This is a genomic window from Azospirillum terrae, assembly GCF_053470425.1.
The window spans coordinates 126,056-143,331 of the sequence record NZ_JBPXMR010000008.1 but is presented as its reverse complement, the minus strand read 5'-3'; the positions used below and the strand labels follow the sequence as shown (position 1 = coordinate 143,331).

Here is a 17,276-nt window from a genome sequence, read left to right as displayed (position 1 = left end):
GCTGGGGGACCAGCGAGCCGCCTGAGCAAACCGTACAAGGAACCGCTTCTGCACCATGCGGAGATCGTGAGGGTGACCATGGGCGTGCTATGGGGCAGAAGCGGGACAGAGCTTAAATCGTGCCAACTCTTGTGTCAAGCACTTTTTTACATCATCCACCGATTTTTTCTCTTCATGACGCGGCCTGCCGACTTGGTGTCCGTCGGCTTGTTCTCACGAGTGCTATGGCATTACTGTGTAGGTCGAAGTAAAGCCCAAGTCAAAGCCTGACCAGTCCGAGTAGTACAAATTCCTAGCGATCTGACCGACGACCCACGAACCGGACGCCGGTCATAGGTGAGCGACTCGGGCAGAAGAACAATCCATGAATCAACCGTCACGCGTGCCGATCACTAGATCTTGTGGTGGGGTCCAGATGGCATTTTCCATATTGCCCGTTATGAAACCCAGGAACGCCAACGGTTCCAGAGGATCCGGTGATCCGCCTGATTATTTGCGAGCCCGGAACGACCACTAGATCTTGGGTCATCCATTGGTCATGTTCGCCCGTCGGTTGTGCCTGCGGTTTCTGCATGTCAAGGGCTAAATACCACGTCAGGCAGGCGGAGCCATGCATAGAAGCATGACAGGTATGCATACATGCATGACTAGGGTAATAATGTTGCGTGTTTCTTTTCCTACCCATAGTCGTCTTTTCCTCTTGACACGCGTGTAAAAACCGCCGCCCTCCACAACTACCAACAGGGGCCGGTGCGATGACCGGCAGAAGTACCATGCTCGAAAAAAATCCAAAACAGGAAAAACGCGACCCCCAGGAGGTGACCCCGCCGCGGTTCTTCCACCTGGAGATCGACGAGGACTGGGTCGTCAACGAGGTCCTGGCCTTCCTCCGGACCCACCCGCTCGGCAAGTACCAGATCCAGGTCCACGCCCGGAACGACGGCGGCGAGCCAGTCACCTGGATGTCGGCGACGTTTTTCGATGATGAAGACGCCGAACTGTTCAAGAAAAATTTCGGCATGAGCGACGCTGGTCACTACGCTGTTGCCCAGCAGATTTTGCGAGATCTCAGGGCTAGACTTGACCATGGACGACATCCGTAAGACGTGCACGAAGTGCGGGGTGGACAAGCCCCTCGACGACTACCCCCTGTCCAAGAAAGGCCCGTTCGGCCGGGCCAGTGCCTGCAAGGACTGCAAGAACGTCCAGGCCCGGCACCGGTACCTCCGGCTCTCCCCGGCGGAGAAGCAGAAGCGGTCGGAGCAGGCTCAGGCTTGGCAGCGGGCATGGCAGGAGCGGGATCCCGACGGGTACCGCGAGTACCACCGGGAGTACCGGCGGCAGAACCCCGAGGCCGCGTGCGAGCACTTCCACCGGTACCGCGAGAAGCTCAAGGCAACAGCCGATGACCAGTGAACTGAAGCCGTGCTCGCACTGCGGCGAGACCAAGCCCCTGACCGAGTACCACCGGGACAAACACGCCTCCAACGGCCGGAAATCCGCTTGCAAGGTGTGCACGAACGCCCTGCACGCCATGCAGCGGCGGATGATCCGGGCCGGGACCTGGACGTTCAGCCGCGAGCCCGTCCTGACCCCGAAGGAGCGGCAGGCCCGTGAGGTCGAGTACGCCCGCCGGTACCGGGAGAAGAACCGGGAGAAGGTCAGGGCCTACATGCGGGAGTACATGCGGGCCTACTCCCAGACTGAGGACTACAAGGCCAAGAAGCGGGAGCGGAACCGCCGTCTGGCCGAGCGGAAGAAGCTGGAAAAGCAGGAGCGGCCGGAATGAAGGTCCAGATCGTAGAGTACAAGCCCAAGACCACCCAGAAGCGGGGCCGCAAGCCCGGCCAGAAGGACACCCAGCCGCGGACCCGCCGGACCGTCGCCGAGGTCGAGGCCGAGCGGGCCGCCAAAACCCCGAAGGCTCCGAAGGTCGAGGTGGACGACGAGTTCGACGACGCTCCCGACCAGGGCGGGCCGGTCCTGAAGGTGTTGCAGTCCTGGCTCGACATCGTCCAGCCCTTCGACACCACCGTGTGGTCGTTCCGGGTCCCCGAGGGTTACGCCCGCAAGGCCCAGGCCCTGCCGGACCTCGTCCAGGGCGACTACGCCCTTCAGAACTCCGCCACCCGTGCCGTCCTGTGGTGCCCGGACCCGGCCGACCGTGCCCGTGTCGAGGCCCAGCTTGGCGTGACGCTCCAGAGGATCGAGCCATGACCCACATGCTGTACAGCTTCAAGAACGGCCTGCACCGGATGACCTGGGAGGGCGGCTGCCTGACCCGGCACCCGGACGGCACGATCCAGTACGAGGGCGACATCCGGCCGTACCTGGACTGGCTCGACACCATGGGGCTCGACCCGGCCGAGGACTTCGCCGACCTCAAGGCGGCGGCCCAGGACAACTACTTCGCCGAACTCGACGCCCTCCTGCGGGAGGATTTCGACAGCGTGGTGGACCAGTGAGGATCCGGATCTTCCTGGGCCGGCTCCAGCCCCCGACCCGCACGCACTGCCAGATCATCCGGGAGATGGCCAAGGACCCGAACACTATCCCGGTCGTGGTCATGACCGAGCAGGCCAGGAACCAGAAGAGCCCGCTCGATGTCGAGACCCGGAAGCGGATCCTCCGGGCGGTGTTCCCGGTCCACACTGGCGTGCGGATCATGGTGGTCAGGAACCCCTACATCGCGGTCAAGCGGCTGCTCGCCCATCCCGGCATCGAGGTGGTGGCTCACCACTGCGGCCCGGACCGCTCGTCCGACTTCCGCCACTGGTACAAGAACCAGGAGGTCGAGGTCGTCGAGCACCGGTTCCCCAATGGCGTGCGGGCCTCCATGGCCCGTGACGCCGCACGCCGGCTCGACAACAGGAAGTTCCGGGAGTGCTGCCCCGAGCCGGCGTGGCCGGCGATGCAGATCATCGCGGCGGCGTACCACACCCCGGAGGTCACCCGGCCCGAACCAGGGATCGACGTGGTGACCCCGCAGACCGAGCAGTCCAACCACCAGGGCATCGAAGCCCTGTTTCGCCGTCGCCGGAGGTTCTGATGGGCGGTGCCGCGTTCCCCGATGTGTCCCCGATCTCCATCGACCGCGTCGATGACACCGTCGCGAGCGTCGGCGAGCACCTCAACGTGCCGTTTTCGACCCTCCAGGAGGGCTATCTGGGCTCGACGGGCAAGAAAAACGTCTCCGGAGACCTCGATCTGGGCCTCCAGGCGGGCAAATTCAGCCGTGAAACGGTCTTGGAGGCCCTAAAACGGGCTCTGGGCGACGAAAACGTGCGAATCCTGCCCCACAACGTCGTTTCGGCCCGCGTACCGCAGGCCGGAAGCTCTAAGAAGGTCCAGGTGGACCTCATGGTGGGCGAGTTGCCCTGGCTGAAGTTCAGCTACCACAGCCCGGCCGAGGGCGAATCGGATTACAAGGGCCTGTATCGGTCCCAGTTGCTCCGTGCCGTGGCCAAATCCATGCGGCGGGAGGACGTGGACCTCGATTCCGGTCAGATCCGAGCCCTGGTCGGCCCCCGGTTCGACTATCAGGAGGGGATCTCGACCGTCCGGAAGGGGACCCGCCCCAAGGAACGGGGCGAGGGCTGGACCAAGACCCTGGAGGCCCTGTCGCCGGCCGAGTTCCGGGAGTTGTTCCCCCGGCTCGACTTCGCCGACTTGTCGATCAAGAACCCGACCGTCGCGGCCGAGTTCCTGTTCGGTGCCGGCACGCACCCGAGCCAGCTACGCAGCTACGAACTGGTCAGCGACCTGATCGCCAGGACCAAGTCGCCCGACCAGCAGGACCGCATCCTCCGGGCCTACCGGGAGATCATCCAGGACCGGCTCAAGCTGCCGCTTCCTCGCGAGGGGTGGTGGTAACGATGTCCCGGTACCCGACCACGTAGTACCGGTCCGGCCGGAAGCGGTTCTGGAGGTCCGTCTTGATCTCGAACCGGATCGTCGGCGAGGTCGCCTGGACCTCGACCAGCACGCGGTCGGCCTCGGCCAGGGTGAGCAGGCGGGTGGTGGTCATCGGGCTCTCCATCAAGGTGATGCCCAGACGCTAACTGGCCCGATTCCCCGGTGTCAAAATTCCGGGCGATAACCCGAGTAAATCAACGGCCTAGCCCGGCTAAGTACCGGAACACAGGCACGCAGGCGGGCAACATGGACTTCGCGGAATCCCAGCGGTACGACATCGTCGCCGCTCTGGCCAAACTGGAGGCGGAGGTGGCAGGCATCAAGACTTTCTTGACCGACCTCAAGGCCGAGATCCGGGCCGAGCTTGTTCCCCGGCACCAGTTCGAAGCCTTGGAAGCCCGCGTCGCCGACATCGAGACGTACCGCGAGGATTTCGAGGCCGAGATGCGGGCCGCCAAGAAGGCGGTGATCCGCTGGATCGCAGGCGTGCTGGCCGCCCTGGTCACTGCCGCCGGGGCCTACGGGTGGAGCCACATCGACATCAGCTTCAACCCGACCCCGCCCGCGATCACCCAGCCGAAGTGATCACTCCCAGGGTTGCAGGGGGAACCGGATCACGGGCGTGGGCTGCACGATGGTTTTGCCCTTCAGGAACTTCCTGGTCTCGGCCGCCGTGCGGCCGGCCTGACTCCGGACTTCCTTCTTCTCTGCCGCAATGCGGTCCAGTTCGGCCTGGGCGGCCTTGGCCCACCAATCGGTGAGCCGCCGGACGAGGTCCAGGTCGGCACCGGTGTCCACCCAGAGTTCATCGAAGCAGGTGCTGCCCTGCTGCACCACCACGAGCATGAACTCCTGGTCCTGGCCGGTCCGGGTGACGCCGACCGACATCTGCCACCGGCCGTCGCCAAACCGCTCGGCCAAGAATTGCCGGTTGAAGGTGTACCGCTCGCCGTCGCACTCGATCTCAGCCCGGTAGATGCCGTCGTCGTCGTCCGGCATCGCCTTCCGCTGGGTGTCCCGCACCAGGAAGCCGAGGCCCCGCTTGTCGTCGAGGCTGAGCGGGAAACGGCGGTCGTCGATTTTCCGAAGGGCCATTTTGACCTCCAAAAAGCAAAGGGGCGGGCTACCTCGGGTGATCTCCCGGTAGCCCGCCCCTCGGCGGTTTAACGATCCCCTACAGGTTCTCACGTTGCCGGTTTCCGGTCAAGCCTAGGCTCGGCCGCAGGACCTGGAAGAACTCCCGCAGGAGGGAGCGGGCGACCTCCACGTCGTCCCGCCCGCTCAAGACCACGTAGCTGGCCAACACCCCGATGGCGGCCCAGCCGGCATCCTCGTCCGACAGGCAGTCCACGATCCGCCCGGTCCACAGGAGGTCCTGGATCCTGGCGGCGTGCTCGCCGGAGCGGGCCGCGTACCATTCCGCGGCCCTGACCAGCACGTCGAACTGCTCGGCCGTCGGCTTGATCAAATTACCCCCGGAATCTGCATGTAGGCTTCGCCGTTGGGCCGGAGCGTCACGGTGAACCTCTCCACTCCCTCCACCAGCCCCCGGATCGGGGTGGACAGGGAGGGCAGGGGCTGGTCGTACGCGGCCCAATCGAACTCGATGTGGGCCTCCCGGAGTTCCTCGACCAGGACCGCCAGGGCGATCCGGACCGGGTTGTGCCGGTTGACCACCAGGGTGACGGGCTCCGGCCAGATCGCCCATTCAGTCCGGCACTGGCACTTGTGCGTGCCGTCCGGGAGCGTGAGCAGGACGTTCCTGATCGCGAGCCGGAGCGAGTCGTTGATCGCCGGGGCCAAAGCCGGGGCGTGCGAGGCCCGCACGAGTTCGTGGCAGGCCCGCAGGTGCGGGTAGTCACCCCTGGGCATCGTCCACCTCCTCTACGCCGGTCACGATCTGGCGGAGCCGCTTCTGGAGCCGCACCAGGGCCACGTACTCGTTCACCGGGGCGAGATGGCGTCGTCGGAGGTCCGACTTGTAGCAGGCCAACAGGTTGAAGGCGACGCCGGCCGTCGTGACATCCCACAGGACCTCGCCGGCAAGATCCGGGTCGGTCATCCGGAGAATCCGGCTGTAGCGGTCGAGCATGACCGCGTATTCCTTGTATTTCTCTTCCAGGAGGGCGTGCTCTCGCCGCTGCAAGGACTTGGCGGCGGCGTTCAGGACCGCGATCTGGTCCGGGGCGAGGGGCTCAGACATCCGCCATCTCCTTCTCCTCGATCCGGGAGACGGCGTCGGCGAGCCGCTGCGGGAATTTCACCGAGGACGCGGCCCCGTTCCAGAAGAAGATCGTGGGGGTGAGTTGCCGCCCGGCGAACTGGAGTTCGTCCAGCACCACGGTCACGGACGACGGCGTGCATCGCAGGGGATCGTCAATCAAGGTGAACGTCACCATGTCGGCGTGTCGGCAGTTGATCGGGACCGGTATTCGGACCGGTGGGCCGATCAGGTAGACCACGAATTCGAACTCGCCAACATCCCGTAATACTCCGGCGAATCGGTTCTTTTCATTGCGAGTCGTGGTTGAATCGCGTACCCATTCTGCGGCGTGTCGAAGTGATTCTTCTTGCCGCTTTGTTAAATCACCGTCACGGGCAACGCACACGCGATTTTCTGGCATGGAAATTCCCCCGGCATGCTCTTCTTTTTCCATCATGCCACAGGGGTTTTTCTGTGCAATCGACCAATAGGTGTAAGACAATGGCATACGAAAGCGTGCCTGATTCCGCACGAAGACTCGCGGGGTCACCACGCAGTACTTTGTACTTCTTCGCGTGGTCACCACAAGGCTGGCACGAGTACTTGGCTGGTACCGGATGTTGACCTTCCCCGGTGGGAGTGGTTGTGCCTCGAATTTTCGGGGGTGCCAACGGGAATCGCCTCGCCTACGCGGAGTAAGCGAGTCAGGCCGCTTGACCGGCGGCTCAGCGTGCATCTAGCGTCGGCGGTTAGGCATAGCCGAGGGGCTTTGCCGAAGGAGGTATCGATGTAGGAATCGAGCGAGGCCCCCGGCTGGATTGGCGTCCAGCCGGGAAACCCCAGATCGCGGAATAGCCGCTTGCTTGGCGGCTCCAGGCTATTCCGCTCCACCGCCCAGGTCAATTCACCATGTGGATTGGCCCAGGAGGGGTTTTGTCCTCGCTCCCCTGAAGGAGGAGCGATGTTCGGAATTGTACATTCGGATTGGTTGTCCCACCCGGAGATCGGGGCCGCGGAGTTCGCGGTCCTGTCGGCCTTGGCCGGGTACGCGAATCGGAGCGGGGTCTGTTGGCCGTCCCAGGCCACCCTGGCCGCACGCCTGAAGCGATCCAGGGCCTGGGTGTCGGCGGCGGTCTCCCGCATCCTGGCGGTCAAGCCCGCCATCCTGGCCGTCGAGCGGACCGGCCGTGCCTCGGTCTACCGCCTGATCGGGCACGACGCCGTCGTCCCGAAACGTGCCAGCCCGCTGGCATCTGATGCCCGGCCGGTAAAAACTGATGTCAAACCCGCTGGCCCTAACACCCCCAACCATCACCTCCAACCAACACCGGCCCAGCGGGAGGCCGCCGGTGAGGTGTACCGCGACGCCGCGATGGATGGGCCGGACGAGCAGCAGCGGGTGCGGGCGGTCGTCCACCGGATCCTCAAGCGACGCCTGCCGCCCTGGAAGGACCACCGCCGCGTCATCGACCACATCGCCCAGGTCATCGCCCTCGGGGGTACGGTGTACCGGGACGGCAGCCGGGTACGGCTGGGGGAACCGACGCTAGATTCACAGGTCAAAGATCCGGGTACCCCTGGGGTACTCGCCGGGAAAGTATGCCCAGTTGCAACCTCGATCAACGGGTACTTTGGAGTTACTGTAGGCCCGGTAGCGAACTTCCATGGGTTGTCTTTCGTCACAGCCCGTCACAGAGTAAAAAATCGCGAGGAAAATCAGCGTGGTAGGCGGTATGCTCTTGTACATGATGTACACGCTGGCCGGGCCGCGCGCCCGGCTCGCCGCCGACGCCCGCGCGCTGCTCGACGACGCGCTGCGCTGACGGTATCGTCACCCACAAACACGAAACATGAGGAGGGTTATCCATGTCCGGTCGCATCGAGGCGCGCCTTAAGGAATTGGGGATCGAGCTGCCGCAGCCGGCGGCGCCGGTGGCGGCGTACGTGCCGACCACGCAGGCGGGCAAGATCCTGTACGTCTCCGGTCAGGTGACGGTGTGGAACGGCGAGCGCCGTTTCCTCGGCAAGGTCGGCCAGGACTTCTCGGTGGAGGAGGGCAAGCAGGCGGCCCGCCTGTGCGGCCTGAACATCATCGCCCAGGTCAAGGCGGCCTGCGGCGGCGACCTGGACCGCGTCGCCAGCTGTTTGAAGCTGGGCGGTTTCGTCGCCTGCGGCCCGGACTTCCACGACCATCCGCTGGTCATCAACGGCGCGTCGGAGCTGATGGTGGAGGTGTTCGGCGACGCCGGTCGCCACGCCCGCTTCGCCGTCGGCGCCCCGTCGCTGCCGCTCAACGTGGCGGTCGAGGTGGAGGCGGTGTTCGAACTGGCGTGAGTTTCGGATCCTTGCGGGCAAAAGGGTTTACACGGATTTTGGGGATTTAGGCACGGATTACACGGATTTTTCTTATGCTTGCCGCGCATCGGCCTGCCCGTCAGCCGTTGCTGCGCACGATCAAAAAGCATCCGTGTAATCCGTGCTCAAATCAGTGAAATCCGCGTAGACCCTGTTGTCCCCCACGAAGCCAATACCTAGGTCCCTCCGGGTCGCCTGGAAAGAAGGAGGGGGCATGCCCGACGGCAGCGATGCCATCACCGTCAAGGTCCTGAACGCCATCGGCGAGGTCGCCGCAGCCGAGTGGGACGCCTGCGCCACCGACGGCAACCCGTTCGTCCGCCACGCCTTCCTGGCCGCGCTGGAAGAGTCCGGTTCGGCCACCGCGCGCACCGGCTGGCAGCCGGCGCACCTCGTGGCGTTGGACGCGCAGGGACGCGTACAGGGCGCTGTACCTGCGTACTTCAAGGGCCACTCGTACGGCGAGTACGTCTTCGATCACGCCTGGGCCAACGCGTACGAGCGGGCCGGCGGGCGCTATTACCCCAAGCTCCAGGTGGCGGTGCCGTTCACCCCGGTGACCGGGCCGCGCCTGCTGCTGCGCCCGGACGCCGGGCCGGCGGTGCTGCCGGCGCTGATCCAGGCGCTGGAGGAGCTGGTGCGCCGCATGGGCCTGTCCTCGGCGCACGTCACCTTCCCGCTGGAGGCGGAATACCGCCGTCTGGGCGAGGCCAAGTGGCTGCAACGGCTGGGCATGCAGTATCACTGGGAGAACCGCGGTTACGGCGCGTTCGACGACTTCCTCGGCACGCTCAACGCCCGCAAGCGCAAGGCCGTCAAACGCGAGCGGCGCGAAGTGGCCGACAGCAGCGTGCGCCTGCACACGCTGACCGGCGACGCCCTGAAGCCTGAGCATTGGGACGCCTTCCACCGCTTCTATCTGGAGACCGCCGACCGCAAGTGGGGCGGCGGCTACCTGACGCGCGACTTCTTCCACCGGCTGGGCACCGGCATGGCGGACTCCGTGGTCCTGGTGATGTGCGAGGATCACGGGGAGTGGGTCGCGGGTGCCCTCAACCTGATGGGCGGCGGCGTGCTGTACGGGCGCAACTGGGGCTCGGACGGCCGCTACCGCTTCCTGCATTTCGAGGCGTGCTACTACCGGGCGCTCGACTTCGCCATCGAGCACGGCCTGACCCGCGTCGAGGCCGGTGCCCAGGGCGAGCACAAGATCCAGCGCGGCTACCTGCCGGTGCCGACCTACAGCGCCCACTGGATTCCCGACAAAGGCTTCCGACGCGTTCTGTCCGCCCATCTCGAGCAGGAACGCCGTGCCGTCGAACAGGAAATGCTGATGCTGGAGGAGTGCTCCCCCTATCGCAAGGACGGGGAATAGTCCGATGTTGACGCATTTCGCCGTAAATTCTTGAATTGTTCAAGAATTGCAGCCCTGGTTTCTGGGTGATCATCCAACGCCAACCAGAAAATCGATTGCATACGTAATCTTTTGGAGTAACCTTTCGGCGTTGGGAAGCTCCCGGCACCGACAGGGAACGACCTATGACCGACGAGAAGACGCTCAATTTCCTGAAGCGTGTTCGTGATCATCTGCTCTACTTGAAGTTACGGCCCGGCGGCATTCGCCTTCAGGCCAAGGGCATGGATCTGTCGGCGCTGCACCTCAAGGGCTTCGACCTCAAGAACGCCGTCCTCACCCAGTGCGACTTCTCCGACAGCCGGCTGGAGGAGGTGAGCTTCGCCATGACCGACCTGTTCGGCGCCAATTTCAGCCGCGCCTCGCTGGTCGGGTCGTCGTTCCTGCGCGCCGACCTGCGCGGCACCAACTTCTTCAAGGCCAACCTGCGGCAGACCGATTTCGAGGGCGCCGACCTGCGGCCGGGTCAGGTGCTCGCCACCGCCAACCGCCGCGACGGGGTGGGGCAGCGCACCAGCCTGAAGGACGCCACGCTCGACGGTGTGCGCTTCAAGGACGCCGACCTGTCCAACGCCGACCTGTCGATGTCCTCGATGACGCGCGGCGACTTCACCAACGCCAACTTGTTCTCGGCCAACCTCAGTGGCGCCGACCTCAGCGACGCGAACTTCAGCAACGCCAAGATGAAGCAGGCGATCCTCAACGGCGCCAACCTCAGCCGCTGCTGCCTGCGCAACGCCGACCTGCGCGACGCCGTGCTGCGCAACGTCGATCTGTCCGGCGCCGACATCACCGGCGCCAATCTCAACGGCGCCATCTACCTGAAGGACCGCGGCAAGCTGCCGGATTCCGTGCGCGGCAAGCTCGACCCGCACACGCTGTGGATCAACTCCGGCGGCCGCCGCGGCGAGCGTGCCGACCTGTCCGGGCTCGATCTGCACGGGGTGGACCTCAGCGCCTGCGACCTCAGCGGTGCCCTGTTCCGCCAAACCTCGCTGGACGGCGCCACGCTGGCGAACGCCTATCTGGCGCTGGCCGATTTGGGCGGCGCCTCGCTGCGCGGCGCGCAGTTGGAGCAGGCCATTCTCACCGGCGCGAACCTGTCCGACGCCGACCTCACCGGCGCGCAAGCGGCCGGCGTGGATTTCGGCATGGTCGAGTTGCGCACCCCGGACGGCAAGCCCACGGGCCGCAGTTGGCCGGCCAACCTGACGCGCGCGCTGTTCGCCAACGCCGACCTGCGCGGCGCCCGGCTGCAAGGGGCGCGCATCGCCGGCGCGGTGTTCGACCGCGCCAACCTCACCTCCGCCGATCTGCGCGGCTGCGACGAGGGCGAGGTGGACCTGTCGCACGCCGTCACCCTCGGGCTGCGCCGCGGCTCGCTGTCCGCCGGGACCGAAGGCGCGCCGGACATGCTGGTGGCGGTCTGACCCTCAGCGCCACGCCGCCAGCACCGCGTCCGCCTCGGCGTCCACCAGCGGGCGGCGGGCCGGCGGCGGGCCGCCATCGACGCGCAAGCCCAGCAGCGTCTCCACCAGCGGCTCGGGCCCGCCATGCGCCACCACTTGGCCGCGCGCGGCGACGTGCGGATGCGCCGCCATCTCGCCGAGGTCCGGCAGCGCCTCGAAGCAGCAGTCCGCCGGATCGAGCACCGCCTGCCACTCCGCCAGCGTGCGGCCGGCGAACAGTTCGGCCAGTTCGGCCATGAGCGCGCGCTGCGGTAGCGGCTCGCCCTGGCGTCCGAGCCAGTCCGGCCGCTCGACGGCGGCGCAGAAGCTGCGCCAGAACTTGGGCTCGATGGCCGACAGCGTGGCGAAACGGCCGTCTTTCGTGGGGTAGACGGCGTAGAAGGCGGCCCCGCCCGACAGCAGGTCCTGCCCGCGCGGCTTCAGCTGCCCGCGCGCCGCGGCGGTGAGGTTGAGGCCCTGCCAGCCGAGCACCGTCTCCATGATCGACAAATCGAGGAACGCGCCTTTCCCGGTGCGCTCGCGCCCGTACAGCGCCGCGCAGACCGCCAGCGCCGTCTGCTGCGCCGAGGCGAAGTCGGCCACCGGCGGAAACGCGAAGATCGGCCGCTCCTCGATGCCCGAACCGGCCAGCCCGCCGCCGATCGCCATGTAGTTGAGGTCGTGCCCGGCGCGCAGCGCGTACGGCCCGCCATAGCCCCAGCCGGACAGGCTGGCGTGCACCAGGGCGGGGTTGAGGTGGCGCAGATGCTCCGGCGCCAGCCCGAGCTTGCTGAGCACGCCCGGCCGGAAGCTCTCGACCAGCGCGTCGGCGCGCTCGATCAGCGCTTCGAAACTGGCGCGGCCCTCGGCGCTCTTCAGGTCGAGGCGCACGACGGTCTTGCCGGCGTTCAGCAGCTTGTAGGCGGCGGTGGTGCCATCGGAGTCCACGGGGCCGAGCCGGCGCAGCGGATCGCCTTCCGGCGGCTCGACCTTCACCACCTCGGCACCGAGGTCGGCGAGGATCTGCGCCGCGTGCGGTCCGGGCAGGTACTGCCCCAGATCGACGACGCGGACACCGGCGAGGAAGGCGAGCGGCATAGGACGGACCCCCAATGGTTGGTCCTCCCTTGTAACGCCCTTGCGCGCCGTTGTGAAACCCTGGACGGCCACGGCGCGTTCAGAACCCATGCTGAATCGCGTGAAGGGAGGGCGACCGCCATGACCGAGCGAAACAAGCGGGGCCGCTGGTGGGTGCTGGGCGGCGCCGCCATGATGGCCGGCGCCGCGGCCTACGCCGCCTGGAACCAGTACCGCCGGAGCGCGCGGCCGCAGCGCCTCGCCCCGGCCTTCCGCGACGGCCTGCCCGTTGGACCGACCGACCCGGACTGCCATTCCCAGGTGCGCAACGCCGGTCCGGGCGCCATGCGCGACGACACCCGGCGTCCCTGGACCGACGTGGACGAGGCCTCCGACGAATCCTTCCCGGCCAGCGACCCGCCGTCCTACACGCCGCTTCGCACCGGATCGTAAAGCCGGAATCAGCGGAACGGGATGTTCATCTGCACGCTCACGCCCGGCGCGGGCATGACCGGAGCGTACACGACCGGCGGCGGCGCATAGACCACGCGCGGCGGCGGGGCGACGTAGACCCGCGGCGGCGGCGGCTGGACCACCACGACGGGCGGCGGCGCGCCGTAGAAGACGACCGGGCCGTCGTCGTAATCATCGTGGTGATGTTTCTTGTAATGGCCGTAGGCGTGGCCGCGGCCATGACCGCCGGGGTCGGCGGCGGCCGGAGCGGCGAGCGCCAGCGGCAGCGCGACGCTTGCGACGGCGAGGACGACCCCGCGAACAGCAGCCTTGACGAACATTCCGCTAACCCTTTTTTGCAAGTGCCGACGCCAATCTAGCACCGCGGCGGTGCCGCCGCGTTCAGGCAAGTGGGCTTCGGGCTGGGACAATTTTGGGTGGCGAGTCACCCTTCTCATGTGGCGAGCCGGCCGCCGCCGGCTACCCCTTCGAAAGGGGTAAGACCCTCAAAGGAAAAGGGGAGCCGCAAGCGGCTCCCCTCCTCGTCGCCTCCACGATGCGTGAACGGATCACTCCGCCAGCACGTGCTCCATCTCGTCCTCGTCCGAGCCGGCCCGGCGCTTCGGACGGTGACCCTCGACGAACTCGAAGGCCGGCTTGTCGTCCTGGACCGTGACCCGCACCAGACCACCCTTCGACAGCTTGCCGAACAGAACCTCTTCGGCCAGCGGCTTCTTGATGTGCTCCTGGATGACGCGGCCCAGCGGACGCGCGCCGTACAGGGCGCTGTAGCCCTTCGTGCCCAGCCACTCGCGGGCCGCGTCGGTCAGCTCGATCGACACGCCGCGGTCTTCCAACTGCGCTTCCAACTGCATGATGAACTTGTCCACCACGCGGTAGATGACCTCCTGGCTTAGCGCCGCGAACGGGATGATCGAGTCCAGACGGTTGCGGAACTCCGGCGTGAACAGCTTCTCGACCGCTTCCATGTCCTCACCGATCCGGCGTTCACGTTCGAAACCGATGGCCGGCTTCGCCATGTCCGCCGCCCCGGCGTTCGAGGTCATGATCAGGATCACGTTGCGGAAGTCGACCGACTTGCCGTTGTGGTCCGTCAGCTTGCCGTGATCCATGATCTGCAACAGGATGTTGAACAGATCCGGGTGCGCCTTCTCGATTTCGTCCAGCAGCAGCACGCAGTGCGGATGCTGGTCGATGGAGTCGGTCAGCAGGCCGCCCTGGTCGAAGCCGACGTACCCCGGAGGGGCGCCGATCAGGCGCGACACGGTGTGCCGCTCCATATACTCCGACATGTCAAAGCGGATCAGCTCGATGCCCAGCGTGTGCGAGAGCTGGCGGGCCACCTCGGTCTTGCCCACACCGGTCGGGCCGGTGAACAGGTAGTTGCCGATGGGCTTCTCCGGCTCGCGCAGGCCGGCACGGGCCAGCTTGATCGCCGAGACCAGCGCGTCGATGGCCTTCTCCTGGCCGAAGACCATGGTCTTCAGGTCGCGTTCCAGGTTCTGGAGCACCTCGCGGTCGTCGCGGCTGACCGACTTCGGCGGGATGCGGGCGATCTTGGCGACCACCGCCTCCACGTCCTTCACCTGGATGGTCTTCTTGCGCTTGTTCTCCGGCAGCAGCATCTGCGCCGCACCGACCTCGTCGATGATGTCGATGGCCTTATCGGGCAGCTTGCGGTCGCCGATGTACTTGGCCGACAGCTCCACCGCCGAGCGGATGGCGTCGGTGGTGTAGCGCACGCGGTGGTGCTTTTCGTAGTACGGCTTGATCCCCTGGAGGATCTTGATCGCGTCCTCGATGGTCGGCTCGTTGACATCGATCTTCTGGAAGCGCCGCACCAGCGCGCGGTCCTTCTCGAAGTAGTTGCGGTACTCCTTGTACGTCGTCGAGCCCACGCAGCGCAGCGTGCCCGAGGCGAGCGCCGGCTTCAGCAGGTTGGACGCGTCCATGGCCCCGCCCGAGGTCGCACCGGCACCGATCACGGTGTGGATCTCGTCGATGAACAGGATCGCGTTGTCCTGCTGCTCCAGTTCGGAGATCACGGCCTTGAGGCGCTCTTCGAAGTCGCCACGATACCGCGTGCCCGCCAGCAGCGAGCCCATGTCGAGCGAGAAGATGGTGGAGCCTTTCAGCACCTCCGGCACCTCGCCGTGCACGATGCGGCGCGCCAGACCCTCGGCGATGGCGGTCTTGCCGACACCGGGGTCACCCACATAGAGCGGGTTGTTCTTGGAGCGACGACAGAGGATCTGGATGGTCCGTTCGACCTCCTGCTCCCGGCCGATCAGCGGGTCGATCTTCCCGCTTGCCGCTTTCTTGTTCAGATTGACGCAATAGGCCTCTAGGGCCTCGCTGCCTTTCTTCACGACTTTCTCCGCCGCCGCCTCGTCGTCGGATCCGGACACCCGCTTGGTTTCGGAGCGGCCCGGAGCCTTCGCGATACCGTGAGAGATGTAGTTCACCGCATCGAACCGGGTCATCTCCTGCTCCTGCAGGAAGTAGACCGCGTGGCTCTCGCGTTCAGAGAACAAGGCGACGAGCACGTTTGCTCCCGTCACCTCCTCGCGACCCGACGACTGAACGTGGATCGCTGCGCGTTGCAGAACCCGCTGGAACCCAGCCGTAGGCTTGGCATCATCGGGCCTGCTGGTGATCAGGTTCGCAAGTTCGTTGTCGAGGTAATCCGAGAGTTCAGTGCGTAAACGGTCCAGCTCCACGCCGCACGCGCGGAGCACCGCCATTGCGTCGGAGTCCTCGGTCAATGCGAGAAGAAGATGTTCGAGCGTCGCGTATTCGTGCCGGCGCTCATTCGCATAGGCGAGGGCTCGGTGCAGCGTCTGTTCGAGGTTACGCGACAGCATGTGCGTATTTAATCCTTTTCAAGCGTGCATTGCAGCGGGTGCTGGTGCTGACGTGCGAAGTCCATGACTTGCGTCACCTTGGTCTCCGCGACCTCGTACGTGAACACGCCGCACACGCCCACGCCACGGCGGTGCACATGCAGCATGATCGTCGTCGCCTCCTCTCGCGACTTGTTGAAGAAGCGTTCCAACACATGAACGACGAACTCCATCGGAGTGTAATCGTCGTTCAGCATCAAGACCTTGTACATCGAGGGCTTTTTGGTCTTAGGCTTGGCCTTGATGACCACTCCCGTCCCGGTGCCCTCATCCCCATGTTTGTCGGAATCGGCCATGGCCTCTAGCAAGTGATCTCAGCGATGCGCATCGCATGAATGATATGAGCACTCCGGGCGCCGAGGGAAGGGGCCGAATGCGCATGCTCTCCATTTGGGAGAAACTCCATCGGAATTGGCCATGCTCCGCTACCCCCAAATAGAGATGCCAGACGGTCCGCCTATCCCGCCATCCACCTGTCCTGGCGCCGTTTCGCTGGTGAAACAGCTATGAACGCTGGAGGGTCTCGGAGGCGGTGACAAAATGCGGCCGCAAACGAAAAAGGCCCGGAGGCGTGTGCCTCCGGGCCTTCGTCTGAAGCCTTGCGGCTGCGGGCCGGTTTACGCGGCCAGCGGCTTGGCGATCTTCTCGACGGCGAGGTTCACGCGGGCGTTCAGCGGGGCGAGCGCCTCGTTGGCGACCTTGACCGACAGCTCCTGGAGCTTGGTGGTTTCGGCGACCAGGGCGTCGAAGCTCTGCTTGACGTAGCTGTTCTGGAGCTCGACCAGCTCGCGGATCGACTTGACGGCGAGGACGGCCTTGCCGGTGGCGACGCTCTGCTCGAGCGAGGCCTGGGTGAAGGCGGCGACCTGCTTGCCGGCCTGCTCGGCGCCCTTGGCGACGATGGTGCTCGACTGGACGACGGCGTCGACGTTGCTCTTGGTCAGCGCGTTCAGCTCTTCATAGCTCTTCAGCAGCTGGGCCGAGGCCTTCTGGATCTGCTCCTGCTGGGTCTTGGCATAGCCCTCGAAGCTCTGCTTGGCCTGGCCGGCGACGTCCTGGAAGATCTTCTGAGCGGCGGCGATCTTGTCGTTCATGTCCGTTTCCTTGTGTCTGACCGCGCGCCGACCCCACACAAGGCAACCGGATCGCGGAAGGGAAGAAAGCTTGAACCAACCGGGGTTCCAAGCTTTTGCTGCGGTGCAGCATATGGTGGAAATATAGGCGATCCGTCCGGCCTGTCAACGGATTTTTTGTGCACTGCACAAAACCCGGAACTTGCTGTCGGTGGCTGTTCGCTATAGGATCAAAGTCTTCGTTGGAGAGGCGTGTCCGCACGCGGCGGTCGAATGAGACGTTGGCCTGATTCGCGTTTCATAGCGTTTCACTCCGTCTCATCCGACGCCGAATGGATGCAACACTCCATCGAATCGCGTTTCATAGCGTTTCATGGCGTTTCATCTGGTGTCGGGCCTACCCCATTCCGTCCT

23 protein-coding genes and 1 pseudogene are annotated in these 17,276 nt (G+C 65.4%); 13 read left to right on the top strand and 11 right to left on the bottom strand.

The window, feature by feature from the left end; genetic code table 11:
- Positions 1-773 precede the first annotated feature (773 nt).
- From ACSVDD_RS20490 to ACSVDD_RS20460, 7 genes are read left to right on the top strand one after another with little or no spacing between them, the layout of a single operon-like run.
- Complete coding sequence (locus ACSVDD_RS20490; RefSeq protein ID WP_448191243.1) at positions 774-1,103, top strand: hypothetical protein; 330 nt, start codon at positions 774-776, stop codon at positions 1,101-1,103.
- Positions 1,087-1,416: a hypothetical protein gene (locus ACSVDD_RS20485; protein ID WP_448191242.1), complete on the top strand. Its 330-nt coding sequence runs from the start codon at positions 1,087-1,089 to the stop codon at positions 1,414-1,416. The genes ACSVDD_RS20490 and ACSVDD_RS20485 overlap by 17 nt, the downstream gene beginning before the upstream one ends.
- On the top strand, positions 1,406-1,789 hold the full coding sequence (locus ACSVDD_RS20480) for a hypothetical protein (RefSeq protein ID WP_448191241.1): 384 nt from the start codon (positions 1,406-1,408) through the stop codon (positions 1,787-1,789). Before ACSVDD_RS20485 ends, ACSVDD_RS20480 begins: the two co-directional genes overlap by 11 nt.
- Positions 1,786-2,217 carry a hypothetical protein gene (locus ACSVDD_RS20475; RefSeq protein ID WP_448191240.1) on the top strand — a complete coding sequence of 144 codons (432 nt, stop codon included), beginning with the start codon at positions 1,786-1,788 and terminating at the stop codon, positions 2,215-2,217. Before ACSVDD_RS20480 ends, ACSVDD_RS20475 begins: the two co-directional genes overlap by 4 nt.
- Positions 2,214-2,465: a hypothetical protein gene (locus ACSVDD_RS20470; RefSeq protein WP_448191239.1), complete on the top strand. Its 252-nt coding sequence runs from the start codon at positions 2,214-2,216 to the stop codon at positions 2,463-2,465. The genes ACSVDD_RS20475 and ACSVDD_RS20470 overlap by 4 nt, the downstream gene beginning before the upstream one ends.
- Positions 2,462-3,049 carry a nucleotidyl transferase family protein gene (locus ACSVDD_RS20465; RefSeq protein WP_448191238.1) on the top strand — a complete coding sequence of 196 codons (588 nt, stop codon included), beginning with the start codon at positions 2,462-2,464 and terminating at the stop codon, positions 3,047-3,049. The genes ACSVDD_RS20470 and ACSVDD_RS20465 overlap by 4 nt, the downstream gene beginning before the upstream one ends.
- A complete protein-coding gene (locus tag ACSVDD_RS20460; protein ID WP_448191237.1) occupies positions 3,049-3,873 on the top strand; it encodes a hypothetical protein in 825 nt (274 codons plus the stop codon). Before ACSVDD_RS20465 ends, ACSVDD_RS20460 begins: the two co-directional genes overlap by 1 nt.
- Here ACSVDD_RS20460 and ACSVDD_RS20455 read toward each other — a convergent pair.
- Positions 3,839-4,027 (bottom strand): hypothetical protein, encoded by a 189-nt coding sequence (locus tag ACSVDD_RS20455; protein ID WP_448191236.1) that lies wholly within the window; start codon positions 4,025-4,027, stop codon positions 3,839-3,841. The genes ACSVDD_RS20460 and ACSVDD_RS20455 overlap by 35 nt on opposite strands.
- Positions 4,028-4,161: 134 nt before the next feature.
- Here ACSVDD_RS20455 and ACSVDD_RS20450 point away from each other — a divergent pair, with 134 nt between their 5' ends.
- The gene (locus ACSVDD_RS20450) at positions 4,162-4,500 is read left to right on the top strand and encodes a hypothetical protein (protein WP_448191235.1); all 339 of its coding nucleotides are present in this window, start codon (positions 4,162-4,164) and stop codon (positions 4,498-4,500) included.
- Here ACSVDD_RS20450 and ACSVDD_RS20445 read toward each other — a convergent pair whose 3' ends face one another.
- From ACSVDD_RS20445 to ACSVDD_RS20425, 5 genes are all read right to left on the bottom strand, one after another.
- Complete coding sequence (locus ACSVDD_RS20445) at positions 4,501-5,010, bottom strand: hypothetical protein (protein WP_448191234.1); 510 nt, start codon at positions 5,008-5,010, stop codon at positions 4,501-4,503. It lies immediately after the preceding gene.
- Between the two features lie 79 nt (positions 5,011-5,089).
- Positions 5,090-5,383 carry a hypothetical protein gene (locus ACSVDD_RS20440; protein ID WP_448191233.1) on the bottom strand — a complete coding sequence of 98 codons (294 nt, stop codon included), beginning with the start codon at positions 5,381-5,383 and terminating at the stop codon, positions 5,090-5,092.
- Positions 5,380-5,787, bottom strand: a complete 408-nt coding sequence (locus ACSVDD_RS20435; RefSeq protein ID WP_448191232.1) for a hypothetical protein — start codon at positions 5,785-5,787, stop codon at positions 5,380-5,382. The genes ACSVDD_RS20440 and ACSVDD_RS20435 overlap by 4 nt, the downstream gene beginning before the upstream one ends.
- On the bottom strand, positions 5,774-6,118 hold the full coding sequence (locus ACSVDD_RS20430) for a hypothetical protein (RefSeq protein ID WP_448191231.1): 345 nt from the start codon (positions 6,116-6,118) through the stop codon (positions 5,774-5,776). The genes ACSVDD_RS20435 and ACSVDD_RS20430 overlap by 14 nt, the downstream gene beginning before the upstream one ends.
- On the bottom strand, positions 6,111-6,575 hold the full coding sequence (locus ACSVDD_RS20425; RefSeq protein ID WP_448191230.1) for a hypothetical protein: 465 nt from the start codon (positions 6,573-6,575) through the stop codon (positions 6,111-6,113). Before ACSVDD_RS20425 ends, ACSVDD_RS20430 begins: the two co-directional genes overlap by 8 nt.
- Positions 6,576-7,079: 504 nt before the next feature.
- Between ACSVDD_RS20425 and ACSVDD_RS20420 the strand changes: the two are divergent.
- The 4 genes and pseudogenes from ACSVDD_RS20420 to ACSVDD_RS20405 all read left to right on the top strand — a co-directional run.
- Positions 7,080-7,223 (top strand): annotated as a pseudogene (locus ACSVDD_RS20420) (helix-turn-helix domain-containing protein); the annotation flags it as partial.
- 761 nt (positions 7,224-7,984) lie between these two features.
- Positions 7,985-8,452 carry a RidA family protein gene (locus tag ACSVDD_RS20415; RefSeq protein ID WP_448191229.1) on the top strand — a complete coding sequence of 156 codons (468 nt, stop codon included), beginning with the start codon at positions 7,985-7,987 and terminating at the stop codon, positions 8,450-8,452.
- Between the two features lie 235 nt (positions 8,453-8,687).
- Entirely contained in the window at positions 8,688-9,848 is a 1,161-nt protein-coding gene (locus ACSVDD_RS20410; protein ID WP_448191228.1) for a GNAT family N-acetyltransferase, read from the top strand.
- A 164-nt stretch (positions 9,849-10,012) separates the two neighbouring features.
- Positions 10,013-11,317 carry a pentapeptide repeat-containing protein gene (locus tag ACSVDD_RS20405; RefSeq protein WP_448191227.1) on the top strand — a complete coding sequence of 435 codons (1,305 nt, stop codon included), beginning with the start codon at positions 10,013-10,015 and terminating at the stop codon, positions 11,315-11,317.
- 3 nt (positions 11,318-11,320) lie between these two features.
- Here ACSVDD_RS20405 and ACSVDD_RS20400 read toward each other — a convergent pair whose 3' ends face one another.
- Positions 11,321-12,433, bottom strand: coding sequence for a CaiB/BaiF CoA transferase family protein (locus tag ACSVDD_RS20400; protein ID WP_448191226.1), 1,113 nt, complete (start codon positions 12,431-12,433; stop codon positions 11,321-11,323).
- A gap of 120 nt (positions 12,434-12,553) precedes the next feature.
- On the opposite strand from ACSVDD_RS20400, the gene ACSVDD_RS20395 reads away from it, so the two are divergent.
- On the top strand, positions 12,554-12,865 hold the full coding sequence (locus ACSVDD_RS20395) for a hypothetical protein (RefSeq protein ID WP_448191225.1): 312 nt from the start codon (positions 12,554-12,556) through the stop codon (positions 12,863-12,865).
- 8 nt (positions 12,866-12,873) lie between these two features.
- Here the strand turns inward: ACSVDD_RS20395 and ACSVDD_RS20390 are convergent, their stop codons facing one another.
- From ACSVDD_RS20390 to ACSVDD_RS20375, 4 genes are all read right to left on the bottom strand, one after another.
- Positions 12,874-13,206, bottom strand: coding sequence for a hypothetical protein (locus ACSVDD_RS20390; protein WP_448191224.1), 333 nt, complete (start codon positions 13,204-13,206; stop codon positions 12,874-12,876).
- Positions 13,207-13,434: 228 nt separating this feature from the next.
- Entirely contained in the window at positions 13,435-15,750 is a 2,316-nt protein-coding gene (clpA, locus tag ACSVDD_RS20385) for an ATP-dependent Clp protease ATP-binding subunit ClpA (protein WP_448191223.1), read from the bottom strand.
- A gap of 8 nt (positions 15,751-15,758) precedes the next feature.
- The gene (gene clpS, locus ACSVDD_RS20380; RefSeq protein WP_448191222.1) at positions 15,759-16,085 is read right to left on the bottom strand and encodes an ATP-dependent Clp protease adapter ClpS; all 327 of its coding nucleotides are present in this window, start codon (positions 16,083-16,085) and stop codon (positions 15,759-15,761) included.
- Positions 16,086-16,406: 321 nt separating this feature from the next.
- Complete coding sequence (locus tag ACSVDD_RS20375) at positions 16,407-16,883, bottom strand: phasin family protein (protein WP_448191221.1); 477 nt, start codon at positions 16,881-16,883, stop codon at positions 16,407-16,409.
- Positions 16,884-17,276 lie beyond the last annotated feature (393 nt).